We start from the raw sequence: 16981 nt of genomic DNA on the forward strand, positions 1-16981 counted from the left end.
GTATACTGCTAGCTAACAATATCTGGTTTTTCTTTCTTATGGTTCAACTAAATCAAAATTTTATCAATAGCATAGCTCAAGAGATCCCCGAACACCTTTCGATGGATGATTTTATCGCCTATAGTGCGATGCCACTCAGGCCATCGATTCGGGTTAATACACTCAAAATATCGACAGCGCATTTTATCGCGCTGATGCAAGCCAAAGGTTGGCAGTTTGAACCGATTCCATGGTGTGACGCCGGTTTTTGGGTTACGGTCGAAGATGAGGTGCAACTGGGCAATACCCTAGAGCATATTCAAGGACTATTTTATATTCAAGAAGCCAGTTCAATGCTACCTCCCCATGCTCTGTTTCCAGATGCGATAGTAACTCCGGCTGACTTAACCTTGTTAGATATGGCTTCTGCGCCAGGGTCTAAAACAACCCAGCTTGCAGCAATGATGAATAACCAAGGCTTGCTTGTTGCTAATGAATATTCATCTAGCCGAGTCAAAGTACTGCACGCCAATGTATTGCGAATGGGGGTTAAAAATACTGCATTAACCCATTTCGATGCTCGGGTCTTTGGTGAATATCTCTATGATACTTTCGACGCTATTTTACTCGATGCGCCTTGCAGTGGTGAAGGCACAATACGTAAAGACCCTGATGCGTTGAAGCATTGGGATTTTAGTGAGATTGAGTCAATTGCAAATACACAAATAGACCTGATAGAGTCTGCTTTCCTCGCCTTAAAAACTGGCGGCACGTTAGTCTATTCAACCTGTACGCTCAATCGCACAGAGAACCAACAAGTCTGCCTTCATCTTAAACAGCGCTATCCAGAAGCGGTTGAGTTTGAATCACTAGCCACGCTATTTCCTGACGCCGACAAAGCCTGTACCGCAGAGGGTTTTTTACATGTTTGGCCACAGATTTATGATAGCGAAGGTTTCTTTATCGCAAAGATAAAAAAGGTCGCAAATATTGAACGTGCGGTTCCAGAGCCAAAACGACAGAAGAACTTTCCCTTCAGCCTTGCAAGTAATAAACAGATCCTAGCACTCGAAGACTATGCTCAAACAACTTTTGGCATCAACTTAGCTGAACATGGGGTGATCATGCAGCGTGATGATGAATATTGGTTATTTCCGCATAACATCATGCCATTAATAGGTAAAATTCGCTTCCAACGCATTGGTATTAAAATTGCTGACGCGCTCAAGAAGGGCTTTAAAGCGCGCCACGAAGCCATTATCGCTTTAGCGTCAACCACTAGGAGCATTGAATTAAATGAACAGCAAGCAATGAGCTACTTAATGGGTCGTGATATCATGCTCGACGCGAAAGTGCCCCCTATGGGAGAACAACTTGTTAGCTATCATCAAGCTAATCTTGGTATTGTTAAGCACTTAGGTAGTAAGCTAAAAAATAGCCTTCCCCGAGAATTGGTAAAAGACAAAATTTGTCCTTCGTTGAATCAAAAGTTAAGTAATTGAAGATAAGAAAAACATCAAGCAATCGACAGCAACCATAGATTGATTACAGGTCAAGATTGACACATTTGGTTACATTTTATTTTGGTTGAAATTTATACTGAATAAGCAGTTAGCTCAAGCTTGACTACAATAAAGGTCTGAGAGCAAAGAAAGGCAATCTCAAACAGTAGCGCACGGCTCTGCAAAGAGCCATTCCCCTAGACCCAGAACAATTGGAATAGTTTTGGGTCTTTTTTTGTCTATATAATTGATATCTATCAGTATAAAGATCTGTTCGCTAGCGAAAACCTAGTCTATAAGAGATAAAGCTATTAAATGCTTAATATAAGCGGGTATGACTAGCGATTAACTAACTTGGCAGCATCTTTAAATAAATCAAAGAAATTGGTCGTAGTATAGTCAGCAAGTTCTTCAAATGACTCCCCTCTCAACTCAGCAACAAACTCGGCAACATCTCTGACAAATGCAGGTTGATTTTCCTGGCCGCGATGTGGGACGGGGGCTAAATATGGTGCATCGGTTTCAACTAGAAGGCGGTCTTTAGGGACTTTACGAATAACCGTGCGCAGATCGCCTGCATTCTTAAAGGTAACAATCCCCGAAACAGAGATATAAAAACCAAGATCGATAGCCGCTTTAGCCATTTCCCAGTTTTCAGTAAAGCAATGTAATACCCCACCGACTTTATCTGCATGACCCGCTTTGAGTAACGCGATAGTATCTTCTCTCGCATCTCGAGTATGGACAATCAGCGGCTTATTAACCTCAACAGCCAACGCGATTTGTTGCTCAAAACAAGATTGTTGCAATGCTTTGGTGTCATCGGCATAAAAATAATCTAAACCGGTTTCACCAATGGCAACCACTTTGGGATCGTTAATATATTGATGTAATTCTAGAGTATCGAGCCCCTCTTTAACATCTAGAGGATGAACGCCTGCCGATAGAAAAACTTGATCAAACTCCGCCATTTTGGCCTGCATGGCAGCAAAACCTTTTTGACGTACATTCACACAAAGGAAATAATCGACACCACGCGACTTAGCTTGAGCGAGGATCTCTGCTAACGAGGCATGATCGGGGGCAATTTTCAGGCGATCTAAATGACAATGTGAATCGATGAGCACGCTTATTTCCAACTAAACAACAAAAAGGAGCCAAGGATACCTAGCTACATAGTACAGGTCAAATCACTGGACGCTAGCTCTCGAGATAATAAGTTCTCGATATGATGTTTGTGAGTTGATGCATCGGAGATTATTTTCACCCCTATGCCAGCAGGTCGTCCGCCCGACGCGCCTAATGGGTTGATCCATACAACAATCCCTTGAAACTCTTGCTTCACAGTAGAACCAGGTAATTGGTAGGCAATCGACAACTCTTGGCCTAGATAGTGGCTTTCAGTAGTTGCAACAAAAAGGCCTACAGGCTGAATAAACGGCATGTAAGCACGGTATAGCTGATGTAAAGTATCAAAATTAACTACGAGATCGACCATATTTATTTTAACTTGTTGTTAGCGACTGATACTCTAAGATAAACGATTGAAAAATAGCCATAAAATTTATACTCGGCATCATGTTTAACTCATGATACGTTGCCATTACCTTGGCTGCAAAAGTGGTTATCTTAACGTTAATTAATGCATCGGCACTTTTCTGCTTAATCAGTTTTTGTCTTAAAACAAGATACAAAACCCTAAGCGCATCAGAAACTTGCTTTTGATCTATATTAGTTAAATTAGCACACAGGTGTCCAGACGACAAACTTTGTATCCAGTCTTTCCTGAATTGAATAAGTTGGGTATAGCGATCCGATTGCAACGCCGCCAGTAATTCGATAGGCCCCCCCATTACCGGTAGACACCAAGTGACATCATTTTTTAATTCAACGTGCTCTAATATCCACTTTTGAACGTCATTCGCCATCGGCAGGGTAAAATGTAAACGCTGACAACGACTGCTGATGGTCGCCATCAAACGGCTTGGTGTATCTGTTTGCAGCAAAAGAAGTGTCTCTTTGCCTGGCTCCTCTAATGTCTTAAGCAGTGCATTTGCAGCAGCGACATTTAAGCGTTCACAGTTTTTTATTACAGCTACACGTTTGCCGCCCTGCTGTGCAGTAGAGGTCAAACGCTGGCAAAGATCTCTTATCTGATCAACTTTAATCTGATTACCATCGGCTTCTACCTGATAAAAATCGGGATGATTTCCAGCAAGAAACAGCTGACACGCTTTACAGCGGTCACACGGACCGCTTTGCGTTGGCTGATTACACAAAGCAATTTGTGCTAAAGTTAACGACAGTTCGAGGCCGCCATACCCTTGATGCATACCCACTAAATAGGCATGTCCCTGAAGACCGGTGCTTACCTGCAGACTAAACTGTTCAATAACCGTCTTATGCCAAGGGATCGCGTTCATCACTACCACCCCTGCTGTTGCAGCGCAGTCAAAATGTCATGATGAACTTCAGCCATACTCTGACTGGCATCAATCACGATGATTGACTCGTCTTCGTCTGCGAGTGATAGATAAGTTGCTCGAGCACGTTCAAAAAAACTGATCGCCTGTTGCTCGATTCGATCTAATGCGCCGCGATCAGCCGCTCTTTGAAGACCAAGCACGGGATCAATATCAAGGTAGAGAGTTAAATCAGGTTTAAAACCCTTCAATGTTGCTTCACTCACCGTCGCTACCAAAGGCATCAAATTTCGTCCACCACCTTGATAGGCTAACGAAGATAAATTATGTCTATCACCGAGTACCCATTGTCCATTGGCGAGTGCAGGCTTGATAATATTCTCAACAAGTTGCGCCCGCGCGGCGTAGAGCAGTAAACACTCAGCTTCATCACATAGCGGATCGCTAGGGTCAGCAATCTTAACCAAATCACGTATACGTTCAGCAAGCGGCGTACCACCTGGCTCGCGAGTACACACTGGTGCAGCGCCATTGTGCTGCTCGATAAAATCTCTGACTAAAGCGATAGCACTCGATTTACCCGCTCCCTCTAATCCTTCTATGACGATAAATTTAGCGCTACTTTTGTTCATCGGTTTCTCTGATATTTATCTACGGCACGATTGTGCTCAGTTAATGTTTTAGAAAAAATATGGCTACCATCATTTTTTGAGACAAAATAGAGATAATCCACTGCTGCAGGATGTGCTGCCGCCTGCAAAGAGGCTCCACTTGGTGCGGCAATTGGTGTTGGGGTTAATCCATTAATACGATAAGTGTTGTAAGGTGTCATTTGACGTAAATCTTTACGCGTAATGTTGCCCTGGTACCGATCGCCCATGCCGTAAATCACCGTGGGATCGGTTTGCAGGCGCATTTTCTTACGTAATCGATTCGTAAATACCGCAGATATCCAAGGACGCTCACTGGCTTTGCCCGTCTCTTTTTCAATAATCGACGCCATAATAAGCAACTCATAAGGCGAAGATAATGGAATGCTTGTATCCCTTTTCTGCCAAACTTTCTCTAACTCACTTTGCATCTTAAGGTAACTTTGCTCAACAATAACCTTAATGTCATCCCCTGCACCATAATGATAAGTGTCGGGATAAAACTTCCCTTCAGGCAATCCAGAAGTATCACCGTGATCAAGAAGTACTTGATTAAATACATCGTTTTGCCACTTTATCCGAGGCAGTTGCTGCAAAACAGCACTCCACTCCTTAATCGTTTGACCTTCAATTAACGTGACACTAAAGACCATCTCTCGGCCTTGGGTTAACTTATCGAGTAAACTCGATATCGTATCATCTGGCGTCATCAGATATAAACCGGAGCGAATTTGAGCGAGCTCTGGATGAAGCTTAATTAGCACCTTTAACTTCCAAGTATCCGCTATCACCCCACGCTGCTCTAATCCGCTAGCCATCTGCATAAAAGAGGTGCCTCTTTTAACCTCAAGCTCTTGTGCAGAATCGAGAGTAAGTGGATTTTGGCTATAGCTTAATACCGACTGGTAACCCCAAAAGAGTCCGACACTTGCAATGCACAGTGATGACAAAAGCACAGAGATAATACTAATAAAGCGTTTTTTCATAATGATAAGGATAGCGTTCTAATAATTTTTTGAATTAATTCACTTGGCGAAAAAAACCATTGGTCAATACGATTGATACCGACGACACCAAAGAGACTATTTGACAATAATACATGCTCAAACTCGCCTAATTCGCTGTAGGTCACCGGCCTAATATCAATATCGAAGCCTGACTCAATAAACCAATAAATCAATTGCTCTCGCATCACGCCCGCGACCCCAGACAAGTGCAAGCTAGGTGTCACAACTTGGCTATTTTTAATCAAAAATAGATTCGCCATTGATGATTCAATGATGGTGTTTTGCGTATCTAACACCAACCAATCATCAAAGCCTTCACCCAGAATCTGAGCTTTAATTAGCACTTGCTCTAGCCGATTAAGATGTTTCATACCAGCTAGGCGTGTTTGTAAGGCCAAGCGCATATTGCTCGTTTGCAGCGCAATCCCAGTTGATTGCCACTGTCGATAGTGACTCGGGATCGGATGAAACGAAATGACCTCAGTCGTCGCTGCTTTTTCTGGCGGTTGATATCCACGACCACCAACGCCACGACTCAACAAGAGCTTAAGGCAAAAGTCACCATTAAACGATTTGTGCTCTTGTTGCACTAACGATGCAATTAGCTGTTTAAGTTCGATAGAAGGTTGCCATTGTATCCCCAATCGTTTTGCGCTTTGGGTTAAACGCGCCATGTGGGTATCTATAAATAGCACCCCCTCTTTCGTGCAGCGCATAGTAGCAAAAAGGCCATCGCCATAAGCGAGGCCTCTATCAAACGCAGATACAGTCTCTTGACGAGCGCCATTGACCCATAGCAATCCTGACATGATTAGTCCTGACTGATCCGACTTGCGACGGCTTCTTGTTGATCTCGATACTTAGCGCTTTTACGCTGGTTATATGGACGTGCTACCGGCGAATTTAATCGCTCAAAGTTAAGCGCGCCAATCGTCATTAAAGGACGAAGCGCTAATGGCAGCTTGCCGCTGTTATAAAACTCCAGCACTATCCTGCCTTGCCAACCAGGGTCGATACGGTGTGCAGTGACATGCACCATTAAACCGAGACGCGCAAGTGAAGAGCGCCCATCAAGCCACCCAACGATATCTGGAGGTAAAGTGACATGTTCATGGGTAATAGCCAACGCAAGTTCACCTGGGTGCAAAAAAAATGCTCCCCCTTCAGGGATCACGATTTTATCGCTCATCACACTATCGAGCGCGGCCTGCATTTCGGCACTTGGACCACTTAAGTCAATAAAAGGAGCCGTATGATCTTGAAATACGCGAAACTGGTCACCTAATTTGACATCAACACTGACACCGCTGATGGCGTCGGCATCAGGACGAGGCTCGATAATAATCGTGCCGTCATCTAAACATGCTTCAATCTCTAAATCAGTCAAACGCATCTCAACTAAACTCCTAAATTGACCTTATTATCTTACCAAGAGGTGTTGAATTCTCGCTTTCAAAATGTCGGTTGCAATACGATTTTTACCACCGCGAGGAACAATAATGTCAGCGTATTGCTTAGACGGATCGATAAACTGTAAAAACATGGGTCTCACCGTTTGGGTATATTGCTGCATGACAGACTCCATCGTTCTCCCCCGTTCAGCAACATCACGAGATAAACGGCGCATAAAACAGATATCAAGCGGTGTATCCATAAACACGCTGGCGTCCATCTTCTCTCTCAGCATGGGGTCGGTTAGCAGTAAAATCCCCTCAAGAATAATCACTTTCTTGGGTGTCATCTTAACGGTTTCTGCTATACGCGTGTGTTCGGTATAGCTGTATTGAGGAATATCCACCGCTTGACCATGTTTAAGAGCTTCTAGATGCTCACACAACAATGGATGGTCTAAGGCCTTTGGGTGGTCGTAATTAGTCAGCACTCGCTGATCCATCGATAGATGGCTCTGATCTTTATAGTAAGCGTCTTCCGCAATCACACCTATTTCATCGGTGCCTAAATCGCGACATAACTCTTCATAAATCGTCTTCGCGATTAGACTCTTACCCGATGCTGATGCCCCAGCAATACCAATAATGACACATTGCGATTTCATGCTTTAAACCTTACTCATCTTCTGTAATTGAAATTGAAACGACACTTTGTGTCTGAGTTAACGCCAATTGCGCGCCAACTTTTCTTGCGATAGCTAGATAAAGCTGCGCAACTTGTCCTTCACTATCGGCAACCACTGTCGGCACACCATTATCAACATCCTCCCGAATATTGAGTTTAAGTGGCAATTGGCCTAACAACGGGACATTGTAGCGCTGCGCCATTTTAGCACCGCCATCTTGACCAAATGGATGCTCTTTATGGCCACATTCACTACAAAGGTGAAAACTCATGTTTTCAACAATACCCAACACTGGAATATTCACTTTTTGGAACATACTGACGCCTTTCTTCGCATCAGCAAGCGCGATATCTTGCGGTGTTGTCACGATAACCGCGCCACTTACAGGGACTTTTTGCGACAAAGTCAACTGGATATCGCCCGTTCCTGGTGGCATATCGATAACCAGATAATCGAGTTCAGGCCAAAGCGTTTCGTTTAGCAACTGAGCTAACGCACCAGCCGCCATAGGACCACGCCAAACAGCAGCTTCATCGCCACCTAACATAAAACCGATTGACTGCGCAGCGATACCGTGAGCACTGGCCGCGGTCATCATTTTGCCATCTGGAGATACCGGATTAAAATCTGGCACACCTAACATAATAGGAATTGAAGGGCCATAAATATCGGCATCTAAGATACCAACTTTGGCACCTTCGGCCGCTAACGCCAACGCAAGATTAACTGCGGTAGTCGACTTCCCTACACCGCCCTTTCCGGATGCAACAGCAATAACTTGTTTCACATTCGGCAATGGCTCCACTGCACCAGAAGAGATAGTCGCAGGCTGAAAGTCAATTTCACACTCCACTTCATCAATGGCGTCGAGTACGGCTAGCTTGTTGGTGATTGTCATAACCGTGTCACGATATTGTGTCTGACAAGGATAGGGATAACACAATCCAAGTAGCAAACGCTTGCCTTCAATATCGAGCTTGGTCACACAACCTGCTGTCACTAAACCTTGCTGCAAATTTGGATCTTGATATGCGTCTAAAATGGCCAAAACTGGCCCGAGAAGATCATCACTAAGGTGATAATTATGAGAAGCTGAAGACAAAACGACTACCCCCTGAATTTAATTTGGCTAAGTGTATCAGAAATTCTGACAATATTCGGGTAGATTTAGCTCAGTTAAAGCAGCTTTTGGTGAAACTTATGCAATGATCGGTTAGTATCTATGCCATTCTTTTTGGGCACTTACTGATTTTGAGACAAGATGGCAACTTCACAACGTAAAATTCTCGTGACTAGCGCACTTCCTTATGCCAATGGACCGATCCATTTAGGTCACATGTTGGAATATATTCAAACCGATATTTGGGCTCGCTTCCAAAAGCTGCGTGGACATGAGTGTCATTATATTTGCGCCGACGATGCCCACGGCACACCGATTATGTTGAAGGCGCAACAACTAGGTATTGCACCAGAAGAGATGATTGCTCAAGTACAAAAAGAGCATCAACAAGACTTTGCTGACTTCAATATTGAATTCGATAACTTCCATAGCACTCACAGCGATGAGAACCGCGCATTAGCGACGGAGATTTATCTCAAGCTACGCGACGGTGGTTACATAAAATCGAGAACGATTTCGCAACTATTCGATCCAGAAAAGTCGATGTTCCTTCCCGATCGTTTTGTCAAAGGCACTTGCCCTAAGTGTAAGTCTGTCGACCAATATGGCGATAACTGTGACAGCTGCGGTGCAACCTACAGCCCAACAGATCTAATCGATCCAAAGTCTGCCGTATCGGGCGCTACGCCGATAATGAAAGACAGTGAGCACTTCTTTTTTGACCTTCCTGCGTTTGAAGGCATGCTTAAAGAGTGGACTCGCTCAGGCTCGTTGCAACAAGAGATGGCGAACAAATTAGGCGAATGGTTCGACCAAGGCTTGCAACAGTGGGATATTAGTCGTGACGCTCCCTACTTCGGCTTTGAGATCCCTGATGCGCCAGGTAAGTTTTTCTACGTATGGTTAGATGCACCTATCGGCTACATGGGATCATTTAAAAACCTTTGCGACAAGCGTGAAGGCCTCAACTTCGACGAGTTTTGGGGGAAAGATTCTACCGCTGAGATTTATCACTTTATCGGTAAAGACATTGTCTACTTCCATAGCCTATTCTGGCCAGCGATGCTCGAAGGTGCCGATTTCCGCAAACCCAACAGCGTGTATGCTCATGGTTATGTCACCGTCAATGGCGCAAAAATGTCAAAATCTAAAGGGACCTTTATTAAAGCTCGTACCTATTTAGATAATTTGAATCCTGAATATCTTCGTTATTACTACGCTGCAAAATTAAGTAGCCGTATTGATGATTTAGATCTGAACTTGGAAGATTTTGCGCAACGAGTAAACTCAGACCTTGTTGGCAAATTAGTGAACTTAGCCTCTCGTACCGCAGGATTCATCAGCAAACGCTTTGATGGCAAGTTAGCCAAAGTGACTGATCAATCATTAGCTGAAGCCTTCTTAGCCAAACAAGAAACGATCGCTCAATTTTACGAAACTCGCGAGTTTGGTAAGGCGATGCGCGAAATTATGGCGCTAGCCGACATCGCCAATGGTTTTGTTGCCGATGCAGCGCCGTGGCAGCTAGTTAAGCAAGAAGACAAACAAGATGAAGCACATCAGGTCTGCAGTAATGCACTTAACCTGTTCCGAATTTTGGTCACTTACCTTAAGCCAGTGCTACCCAAACTGGCTAAAGACGTAGAAGGCTTCCTGCAGTTAGAGCTCACTTGGAACGACTTAGGCCGTGATCTAGCAGGGCATCAAATTGCACCATTCAAAGCACTAATGCAGCGCGTTGAAATGAAAAACATCGAAGCGATCATCGAAGCCTCTACCGAAAACTTACAAGTTACCGAGGCGCCAAAGAGTCAGCTAGATCTTGACCCAATAAGCGAAGAGATAAGTTTTGATGATTTCGCCAAGCTCGACTTACGTATTGCGCGTATCGCAAAAGCTGAGCATGTGCCTGAAGCGAACAAGTTGCTGAAACTGCAACTTGATCTAGGCGGCGAAACCAAGCAAGTCTTTGCAGGGATAAAGTCAGCTTACGCACCTGAAGATCTTGAAGGTAAACTTACCGTGATGGTCGCAAACCTTGCACCGCGTAAGATGCGTTTTGGCATGTCGGAAGGTATGGTACTTGCGGCGGGTCCAGGAAAGAAAGACTTGTGGATTTTAGAGCCACACGAAGGTGCTCAGCCAGGTATGCGTGTTAAGTAATATCACTTAACGGCATCAACGAATACGGTATCAAGTAAAAACCACTTTCATCGAAGGTGGCTTTGATTGACGCCTAACCTATAAGGCTAACACTGATCAGTTAAGAAAAATGACCAGTTGAACGATCTTCTAGTTAGATGAAAATCCCCTCAAACATTATGTTTGAGGGGATTTTTATATTAGCTCATTGGCTAATTGATGATGTTGATGGCTTTGCTGCCCCAGATCCACTCGCACTTTTCCAAAAAGAGCTTCCGCGCTTGATAAAACCAACAAAACAAGCATAGAAGACCAAAGTGACCCGCTAAGTAACTGCTCCATATCGTCGTGCCTTAAAGATATTCACAACATCAGATCTCCTAGGATGGAGGGAATGCCTTAAGTATGAAGGGAACATACAAGGCCTTGTTGTTTACAACAAGTGAAGAGCATAGTTGAGCGAGGATTGAACTAGAGTCAAACTCGTTAACACTGCATCAAAAATGCTAATACTCACCTGTTAGGCGTGTTTTACCCTCCCACTGATGTGGTACGCAATAGCTTCACCGAGTGTAATACCGAAAAAGCAAAGGAGAATGCGGGGACGAATAAAGCGCTACATGGCCTGAACGAAAAAACGGCCCAAATCAAGGACCGTTTAAATAAGTAAGACTCGCTAAGTCTTAGCACTCTACACATCTTAGGTGATAGGACTTAGCTAAAAAGCGGCTTTTTTAATTAAACTCACAAACCGCAATTATTTATGCGTGATTATTGCCTAAATATAGCCAAGTATCGATCACGGTATCAGGGTTTAACGACACAGTATCAATGCCTTGCTCAACTAACCATGCAGCAAAGTCAGCGTGGTCTGATGGGCCTTGACCACAAATGCCAACGTAAGCACCTTTAGCTTTAGCCGATTTAATTGCCATCGCCAACAGGGCTTTAACCGCAGGATTACGCTCATCAAATAGATGACTGATAATACCCGAGTCACGATCAAGACCTAGCGTTAGCTGAGTTAAATCATTTGAACCGATTGAGAAGCCATCGAAATACTCAAGGAACTGATCGGCAAGCAATGCATTAGATGGAAGCTCACACATCATGATGACGCGAAGACCATCTTTACCACGCTCAAGTCCTTGCTCTTTAAGTAGCTCAATCACCTGTGCAGCTTCTTCAAGGGTACGTACGAATGGGATCATGATCTCAACGTTAGTCAGACCCATCTCACCGCGCACACGCTTAATCGCTTCACACTCAAGGGCGAAACAGTCACGGAACGACTCTGAGATATAACGGCTTGCACCGCGGAAGCCCAGCATTGGGTTCTCTTCTTCTGGCTCGTAACGGTCACCACCGACTAAGTTTGCGTACTCGTTAGACTTAAAGTCTGACATACGTACAATCACTTTCTTAGGATGGAAAGCCGATGCGATAGTCGCAATACCTTCAACCAGACGCGCCACGTAATATTCAACAGGTGATTCATAACCTGCGATCATCTCGTGGATCTCTTGTTGCAGTTCAGCAGTTTGGTCGTTGAACTCAAGCAAAGCTTTAGGGTGAATACCGATCATGCGGTTAATAATGAACTCAAGACGCGCTAGACCCACACCTTCATTAGGCAGACGAGCAAAGTCGAATGCTCTATCAGGGTTGCCCACGTTCATCATGATCTTCATTGGCAGATCAGGCATAGAATCGACACGTGATGACATCACTTCGAAATCTTGGATACCTTCGTAGATGAAACCTGTGTCACCTTCGGCACAAGATACTGTCACCTGTTGACCATGCTTAATCTTGTCCGTGATATCACCACAACCCACTACCGCTGGAACACCAAGCTCACGAGCGATAATCGCAGCATGACAAGTACGACCACCGCGGTTTGTAACAATCGCACTGGCGCGCTTCATGATAGGTTCCCAATCGGGGTCGGTCATGTCGGTAACCAGTACATCACCTTCTTCGATTTGATCCATATCTTCGATAGAAGCCAGTACTTTAGCAGTACCGTTACCAATCTTATGACCAATTGAGCGACCTTCACCAATGACATCGCCTTTCGTCTTAAGACTGTAACGTTCGATTAGTTGTACATCTTCACGTGAGCGAACGGTTTCAGGACGCGCCTGAACAATATAAAGCTTGCCATCATTGCCATCTTTAGCCCACTCGATGTCCATTGGTCGACCGTAGTGCTTTTCGATAACCATCGCTTGCTTAGCAAGTTCCATCACTTCTTCATCATTGATTGAGAAGTGACGACGCTTGTCTGCAGCAACATCTTCTATCTTAACTTGTTTACCATGATTTAAGTCATCAGAGTAAACCATCTGAATAAGCTTGCTACCGATGTTACGGCGCACAACGGCCTTATGACCCGCAGTTAAACTTGGCTTGTGTACGTAGAACTCATCAGGATTCACTGCGCCCTGTACTACCATTTCACCTAAGCCAAATGATGAAGTAATAAATACCACGTCGTTGTTACCCGACTCAGTATCCATAGTGAACATTACACCTGATGCAGCGGTATCAGAGCGAACCATACGCTGTACACCGGCAGAAAGCGCTACGCCTTTATGATCGTAACCTTGGTGCACACGGTATGAGATAGCTCGGTCATTAAATAACGATGCAAATACGTGCTTAATCGCTACTAATACAGAATCAAATCCTTTCACGTTTAGGAAAGTTTCTTGCTGACCCGCAAAAGAAGCATCTGGCATATCTTCGGCTGTCGCTGAAGAACGCACCGCGAAAGACGCATCTTGAGTTTCAGAGGAAAGCTTGTCGTACGACTCACGTACAACCTGCTCAAATTCGGTATGGAATGGGGTGTCGATAACCCATTGTCTGATCTGTGCACCGGCTGCCGCGAGTGCATTCACGTCATCGACATCTAGAGAATCTAGAATGTCGTATATCTTCTGGTTAAGTCCACTTTGTTCAAGAAACTCATTGAACGCAAAAGAGGTGGTAGCAAATCCACCAGGCACTTGAACACCTGCATTAGCTAGATTGCTGATCATCTCCCCAAGAGAAGCGTTTTTACCGCCGACCTTGTTGACGTCACCCATGCCTAATTCTTGATACCAGAGTACATATTGCTGCACAGTTCTATCTCCGCAAGTTTATTTCAGTGTGGCCCCTTCACAGGAGGGCAGCGGCATTTTACACTCCACAGCAAGAAGCGTAAATGTATAATTTTATTTGTAATTTTATTACTACAAGAGGTCGAAATGTTACGTAAAGTCTTTTATATATCAGATGGGACGGCGATCACGGCCGAGGTGTTTGGTCATGCGGTTTTGTCTCAGTTTCCTGTTGAGTTTGAGGCGCTTACTATTCCGTTCGTAGAAACAACTCAGAAAGCTGAAGCTGTAAAGAAGCAAATAAATGATTGTTTTATTACAACAGGCGAAAGGCCACTGGTGTTCCATTCTATCGTCAAACCAGAAATTAGAGACATCATATATAGTAGCGAATGTATCGATTATGACTTTTTGAACACGTTCGTTGCGCCATTAGAGGAACAATTAGGAATAAAAGCGAGCCCCGTTGTCCACCGAACCCATGGTAAAGCGAATCATAGTTATGAAGCACGTATCGATGCCATTAACTACGCCATGGAGAACGATGACGGCCAAACACTGAAACATATCGATAAAGCAGACATCGTTTTACTCGGCGTTTCTCGCTGCGGCAAGACCCCCAGCAGCCTTTACTTATCAATGCAGTTTGGTATCAAAGCCGCTAACTACCCGTTTATCGAAGATGATATGGATAACCTTAAGCTACCAGATGTCCTCAAAAAGAATAAGCACAAACTATTTGGTCTAACCATCGATCCGGTACGTTTACATGAGATCCGTCAAAGCCGAATGGAAAATAGTCGCTACTCCTCATTACGGCAATGTCGTATCGAAGTAAAAGAGGTAGAGATGATGTACAAGCGTGAACGTATCCCGTTCGTCAACACGACTAATCACTCGGTAGAAGAGATTGCCACCAAGATATTAGAAAAAACAGGTCTGGAACGTCATATGTTTTAATCTCCCCCAAATCGAGGCGATATAGCGGCTTATCGAGTCGCTTATCTGGCGTCAATTATTGGCTTATTTGCCCCATTGAAATGCACAGTCTGCAAGAATTCGCGAAATTTTCACGATTTAAGCGCTGTGCAGCTAGCAACTATTCGTTATAATCCGAGGCAATAAGGCGAAATGCCAAGACAAACGCTCGGTATATTGAATGACCATTAAAACAGACGAATTACGCACCACATTATTATGCAAGGCCATTTCACCTGCAAAACTCGCATCTGAATACCCGCTTACTCAAGACGCTGCTGATTACTTGGTACAACAACGACGTGAAGTTGAAGCCATTCTTACTGGTGAAGATCAACGCTTGTTGGTGATTATTGGCCCTTGCTCTATTCATGACACTCAAGCCGCTATCGACTATGCAAAACGCTTAGCTGTATTACATCAAGAGCTAAAAGATGATCTTTGCATCTTAATGCGGGTCTATTTTGAAAAGCCGCGCACTACAGTGGGTTGGAAAGGTTTAATCTCTGATCCAGATCTCGATGGCAGCTTTAATGCCAACAAAGGCCTTCGTTTAGCGCGCCACCTATTACAACAAATAACTGAACTCAAGTTACCTATTGCGACCGAATTCCTTGATATGGTTAATGGTCAATACATCGCCGACCTTATCACTTGGGGTGCTGTAGGCGCTCGCACCACTGAAAGCCAAATTCACCGGGAGATGGCCTCGGCACTTTCTTGTCCTGTTGGCTTCAAAAACGGAACAGACGGTAACATCAACATAGCTATTGATGCAGTGCGCGCCGCAAAAGAGCCACATATCTTCTATTCCCCGGATAAAGATGGTGCAATGGCGGTGTACCGCACCAGCGGTAACCCCTATGGCCACATTATTCTACGTGGTGGTAAACAACCTAACTATCATGCCGATGACGTTAATGCAGCCGCTGAGCAGTTAACTAAGGTCGGTTTGTCTCACCGTATGGTGGTTGATTTTAGTCATGGTAACAGCCAAAAGAAGCACAAAAATCAATTAATTGTCGCCAAAAATATTATCGAGCAACTAGAGCAAGGTTCGACTGCCGTTGCGGGTATTATGGCTGAAAGCTTCCTTGAAGAGGGAAATCAAAAGGTTGTTACTGGTGAACCACTGATCTATGGCAAAAGTATCACTGATGCCTGTTTGCATTGGGAAGACTCAGAGCAATTACTACGTGATTTAGCTAAAGCATCACGAGCACGCATCAATAAACTAGCTTGATATGAGCTAGTTTAACCACAAAATGTCATCCACACCTTTAATAATAAAGGCTTCAGCAATGAAGCCTTTATGTTTTTAATGCAGAACCTTAAGGTTGCCGTATGCCCCTAACTAACATTCAATCTCCTTATTCTGACGCTATTTTAGCGCGCATAGAGCAATCTGAAGCGCGCGTAATAAAAGCCATATTTCCCTCGATCACCAACCACCACAACACCCTTTTTGGCGGCGAAGCGTTAGCTTGGATGGACGAAACTGCGTTTATCGCTGCAACCCGTTTTTGTCGCAAAGCTTTAGTCACTGTCAGTTCAGATAGAATTGATTTCAATAAAGCGATTCCAGCAGGAACCCTTGCAGAAATCATCGCTAAGGTGATTCATGTAGGCAATACATCACTCAAAGTTGAGGTTAATATTTTCGTTGAGGATATGTATCAAGATAAGCGAGAACATGCCATTCGTGGCGTATTCACCTTTGTTGCAGTCGACGCTGATCGCAAACCAACAAAAGTGTGGACACAAGAATAAGCATCTCTTGTGCAATCGTATTTTTAGTCAGGCGAATCGAACGATAACCCCCTGCTAAGCAAGAGGTAAGGATACCTCTTTTATCTCTTTCAATATGCCATTCTACAAGCAAACGTATTAGACTAAAGTCTAACTAGCGCGATAATTAATCAGAAAAGCAATGCCTAGGGCATAAAATTCATAGAATAATACGCCAGTTATCTGTTACATTGAGTTTATCTTC

Annotated in this window: 16 protein-coding genes; 6 read left to right on the top strand and 10 right to left on the bottom strand. The window is 44.1% G+C overall.

From position 1 onward, the window contains the following. Positions 1-38: 38 nt before the first annotated feature. Positions 39-1481 (top strand): 16S rRNA (cytosine(1407)-C(5))-methyltransferase RsmF, encoded by a 1443-nt coding sequence (gene rsmF / locus K0I62_RS11910; protein ID WP_220068351.1) that lies wholly within the window; start codon positions 39-41, stop codon positions 1479-1481. Between the two features lie 338 nt (positions 1482-1819). On the opposite strand, the gene K0I62_RS11915 is transcribed toward rsmF, so the two are convergent. Genes K0I62_RS11915 through apbC form a run of 9 tightly spaced genes read right to left on the bottom strand, consistent with a single transcriptional unit; the run spans position 1820 to position 8740 of the window. Beyond that, positions 1820-2608, bottom strand: coding sequence for a TatD family hydrolase (locus K0I62_RS11915; protein WP_220068352.1), 789 nt, complete (start codon positions 2606-2608; stop codon positions 1820-1822). A gap of 44 nt (positions 2609-2652) precedes the next feature. After that, positions 2653-2979, bottom strand: a complete 327-nt coding sequence (locus K0I62_RS11920) for a PilZ domain-containing protein (RefSeq protein ID WP_220068353.1) — start codon at positions 2977-2979, stop codon at positions 2653-2655. 7 nt (positions 2980-2986) lie between these two features. Continuing rightward, positions 2987-3904 (bottom strand): DNA polymerase III subunit delta', encoded by a 918-nt coding sequence (holB, locus tag K0I62_RS11925; protein ID WP_220068354.1) that lies wholly within the window; start codon positions 3902-3904, stop codon positions 2987-2989. A gap of 2 nt (positions 3905-3906) precedes the next feature. Continuing rightward, entirely contained in the window at positions 3907-4536 is a 630-nt protein-coding gene (tmk, locus tag K0I62_RS11930; RefSeq protein WP_220068355.1) for a dTMP kinase, read from the bottom strand. Continuing rightward, a complete protein-coding gene (gene mltG / locus K0I62_RS11935; protein ID WP_220068356.1) occupies positions 4533-5540 on the bottom strand; it encodes an endolytic transglycosylase MltG in 1008 nt (335 codons plus the stop codon). Before mltG ends, tmk begins: the two co-directional genes overlap by 4 nt. Beyond that, positions 5537-6361, bottom strand: a complete 825-nt coding sequence (gene pabC / locus K0I62_RS11940; RefSeq protein WP_220071369.1) for an aminodeoxychorismate lyase — start codon at positions 6359-6361, stop codon at positions 5537-5539. The genes mltG and pabC overlap by 4 nt, the downstream gene beginning before the upstream one ends. 11 nt (positions 6362-6372) lie before the next feature. Continuing rightward, positions 6373-6954 (bottom strand): dCTP deaminase, encoded by a 582-nt coding sequence (gene dcd, locus K0I62_RS11945; RefSeq protein WP_220068357.1) that lies wholly within the window; start codon positions 6952-6954, stop codon positions 6373-6375. 27 nt (positions 6955-6981) lie between these two features. Then, positions 6982-7617: a uridine kinase gene (gene udk / locus K0I62_RS11950; protein WP_220068358.1), complete on the bottom strand. Its 636-nt coding sequence runs from the start codon at positions 7615-7617 to the stop codon at positions 6982-6984. Between the two features lie 10 nt (positions 7618-7627). Next, positions 7628-8740, bottom strand: coding sequence for an iron-sulfur cluster carrier protein ApbC (gene apbC / locus K0I62_RS11955; protein ID WP_220068359.1), 1113 nt, complete (start codon positions 8738-8740; stop codon positions 7628-7630). 159 nt (positions 8741-8899) lie between these two features. On the opposite strand from apbC, the gene metG reads away from it, so the two are divergent. Both metG and K0I62_RS11965 read left to right on the top strand, forming a co-directional pair. Continuing rightward, entirely contained in the window at positions 8900-10921 is a 2022-nt protein-coding gene (gene metG / locus K0I62_RS11960; protein WP_220068360.1) for a methionine--tRNA ligase, read from the top strand. A 137-nt stretch (positions 10922-11058) separates the two neighbouring features. After that, positions 11059-11208, top strand: a complete 150-nt coding sequence (locus K0I62_RS11965) for a hypothetical protein (protein WP_220068361.1) — start codon at positions 11059-11061, stop codon at positions 11206-11208. Positions 11209-11661: 453 nt separating this feature from the next. Here the strand turns inward: K0I62_RS11965 and ppsA are convergent, their stop codons facing one another. After that, entirely contained in the window at positions 11662-14031 is a 2370-nt protein-coding gene (gene ppsA, locus K0I62_RS11970) for a phosphoenolpyruvate synthase (RefSeq protein WP_220068362.1), read from the bottom strand. A gap of 126 nt (positions 14032-14157) precedes the next feature. Here ppsA and ppsR point away from each other — a divergent pair, with 126 nt between their 5' ends. The 3 genes from ppsR to K0I62_RS11985 all read left to right on the top strand — a co-directional run bounded on the left by ppsR (position 14158) and on the right by K0I62_RS11985 (position 16758). Continuing rightward, a complete protein-coding gene (gene ppsR / locus K0I62_RS11975; RefSeq protein ID WP_220068363.1) occupies positions 14158-14970 on the top strand; it encodes a posphoenolpyruvate synthetase regulatory kinase/phosphorylase PpsR in 813 nt (270 codons plus the stop codon). A 199-nt stretch (positions 14971-15169) separates the two neighbouring features. Further along, positions 15170-16231 carry a 3-deoxy-7-phosphoheptulonate synthase gene (locus tag K0I62_RS11980; protein ID WP_220068364.1) on the top strand — a complete coding sequence of 354 codons (1062 nt, stop codon included), beginning with the start codon at positions 15170-15172 and terminating at the stop codon, positions 16229-16231. Between the two features lie 101 nt (positions 16232-16332). Continuing rightward, the gene (locus tag K0I62_RS11985; RefSeq protein WP_220068365.1) at positions 16333-16758 is read left to right on the top strand and encodes an acyl-CoA thioesterase; all 426 of its coding nucleotides are present in this window, start codon (positions 16333-16335) and stop codon (positions 16756-16758) included. Positions 16759-16981 lie beyond the last annotated feature (223 nt).

The organism is Shewanella psychrotolerans (genome assembly GCF_019457595.1).
GTDB lineage: Bacteria > Pseudomonadota > Gammaproteobacteria > Enterobacterales > Shewanellaceae > Shewanella > Shewanella psychrotolerans.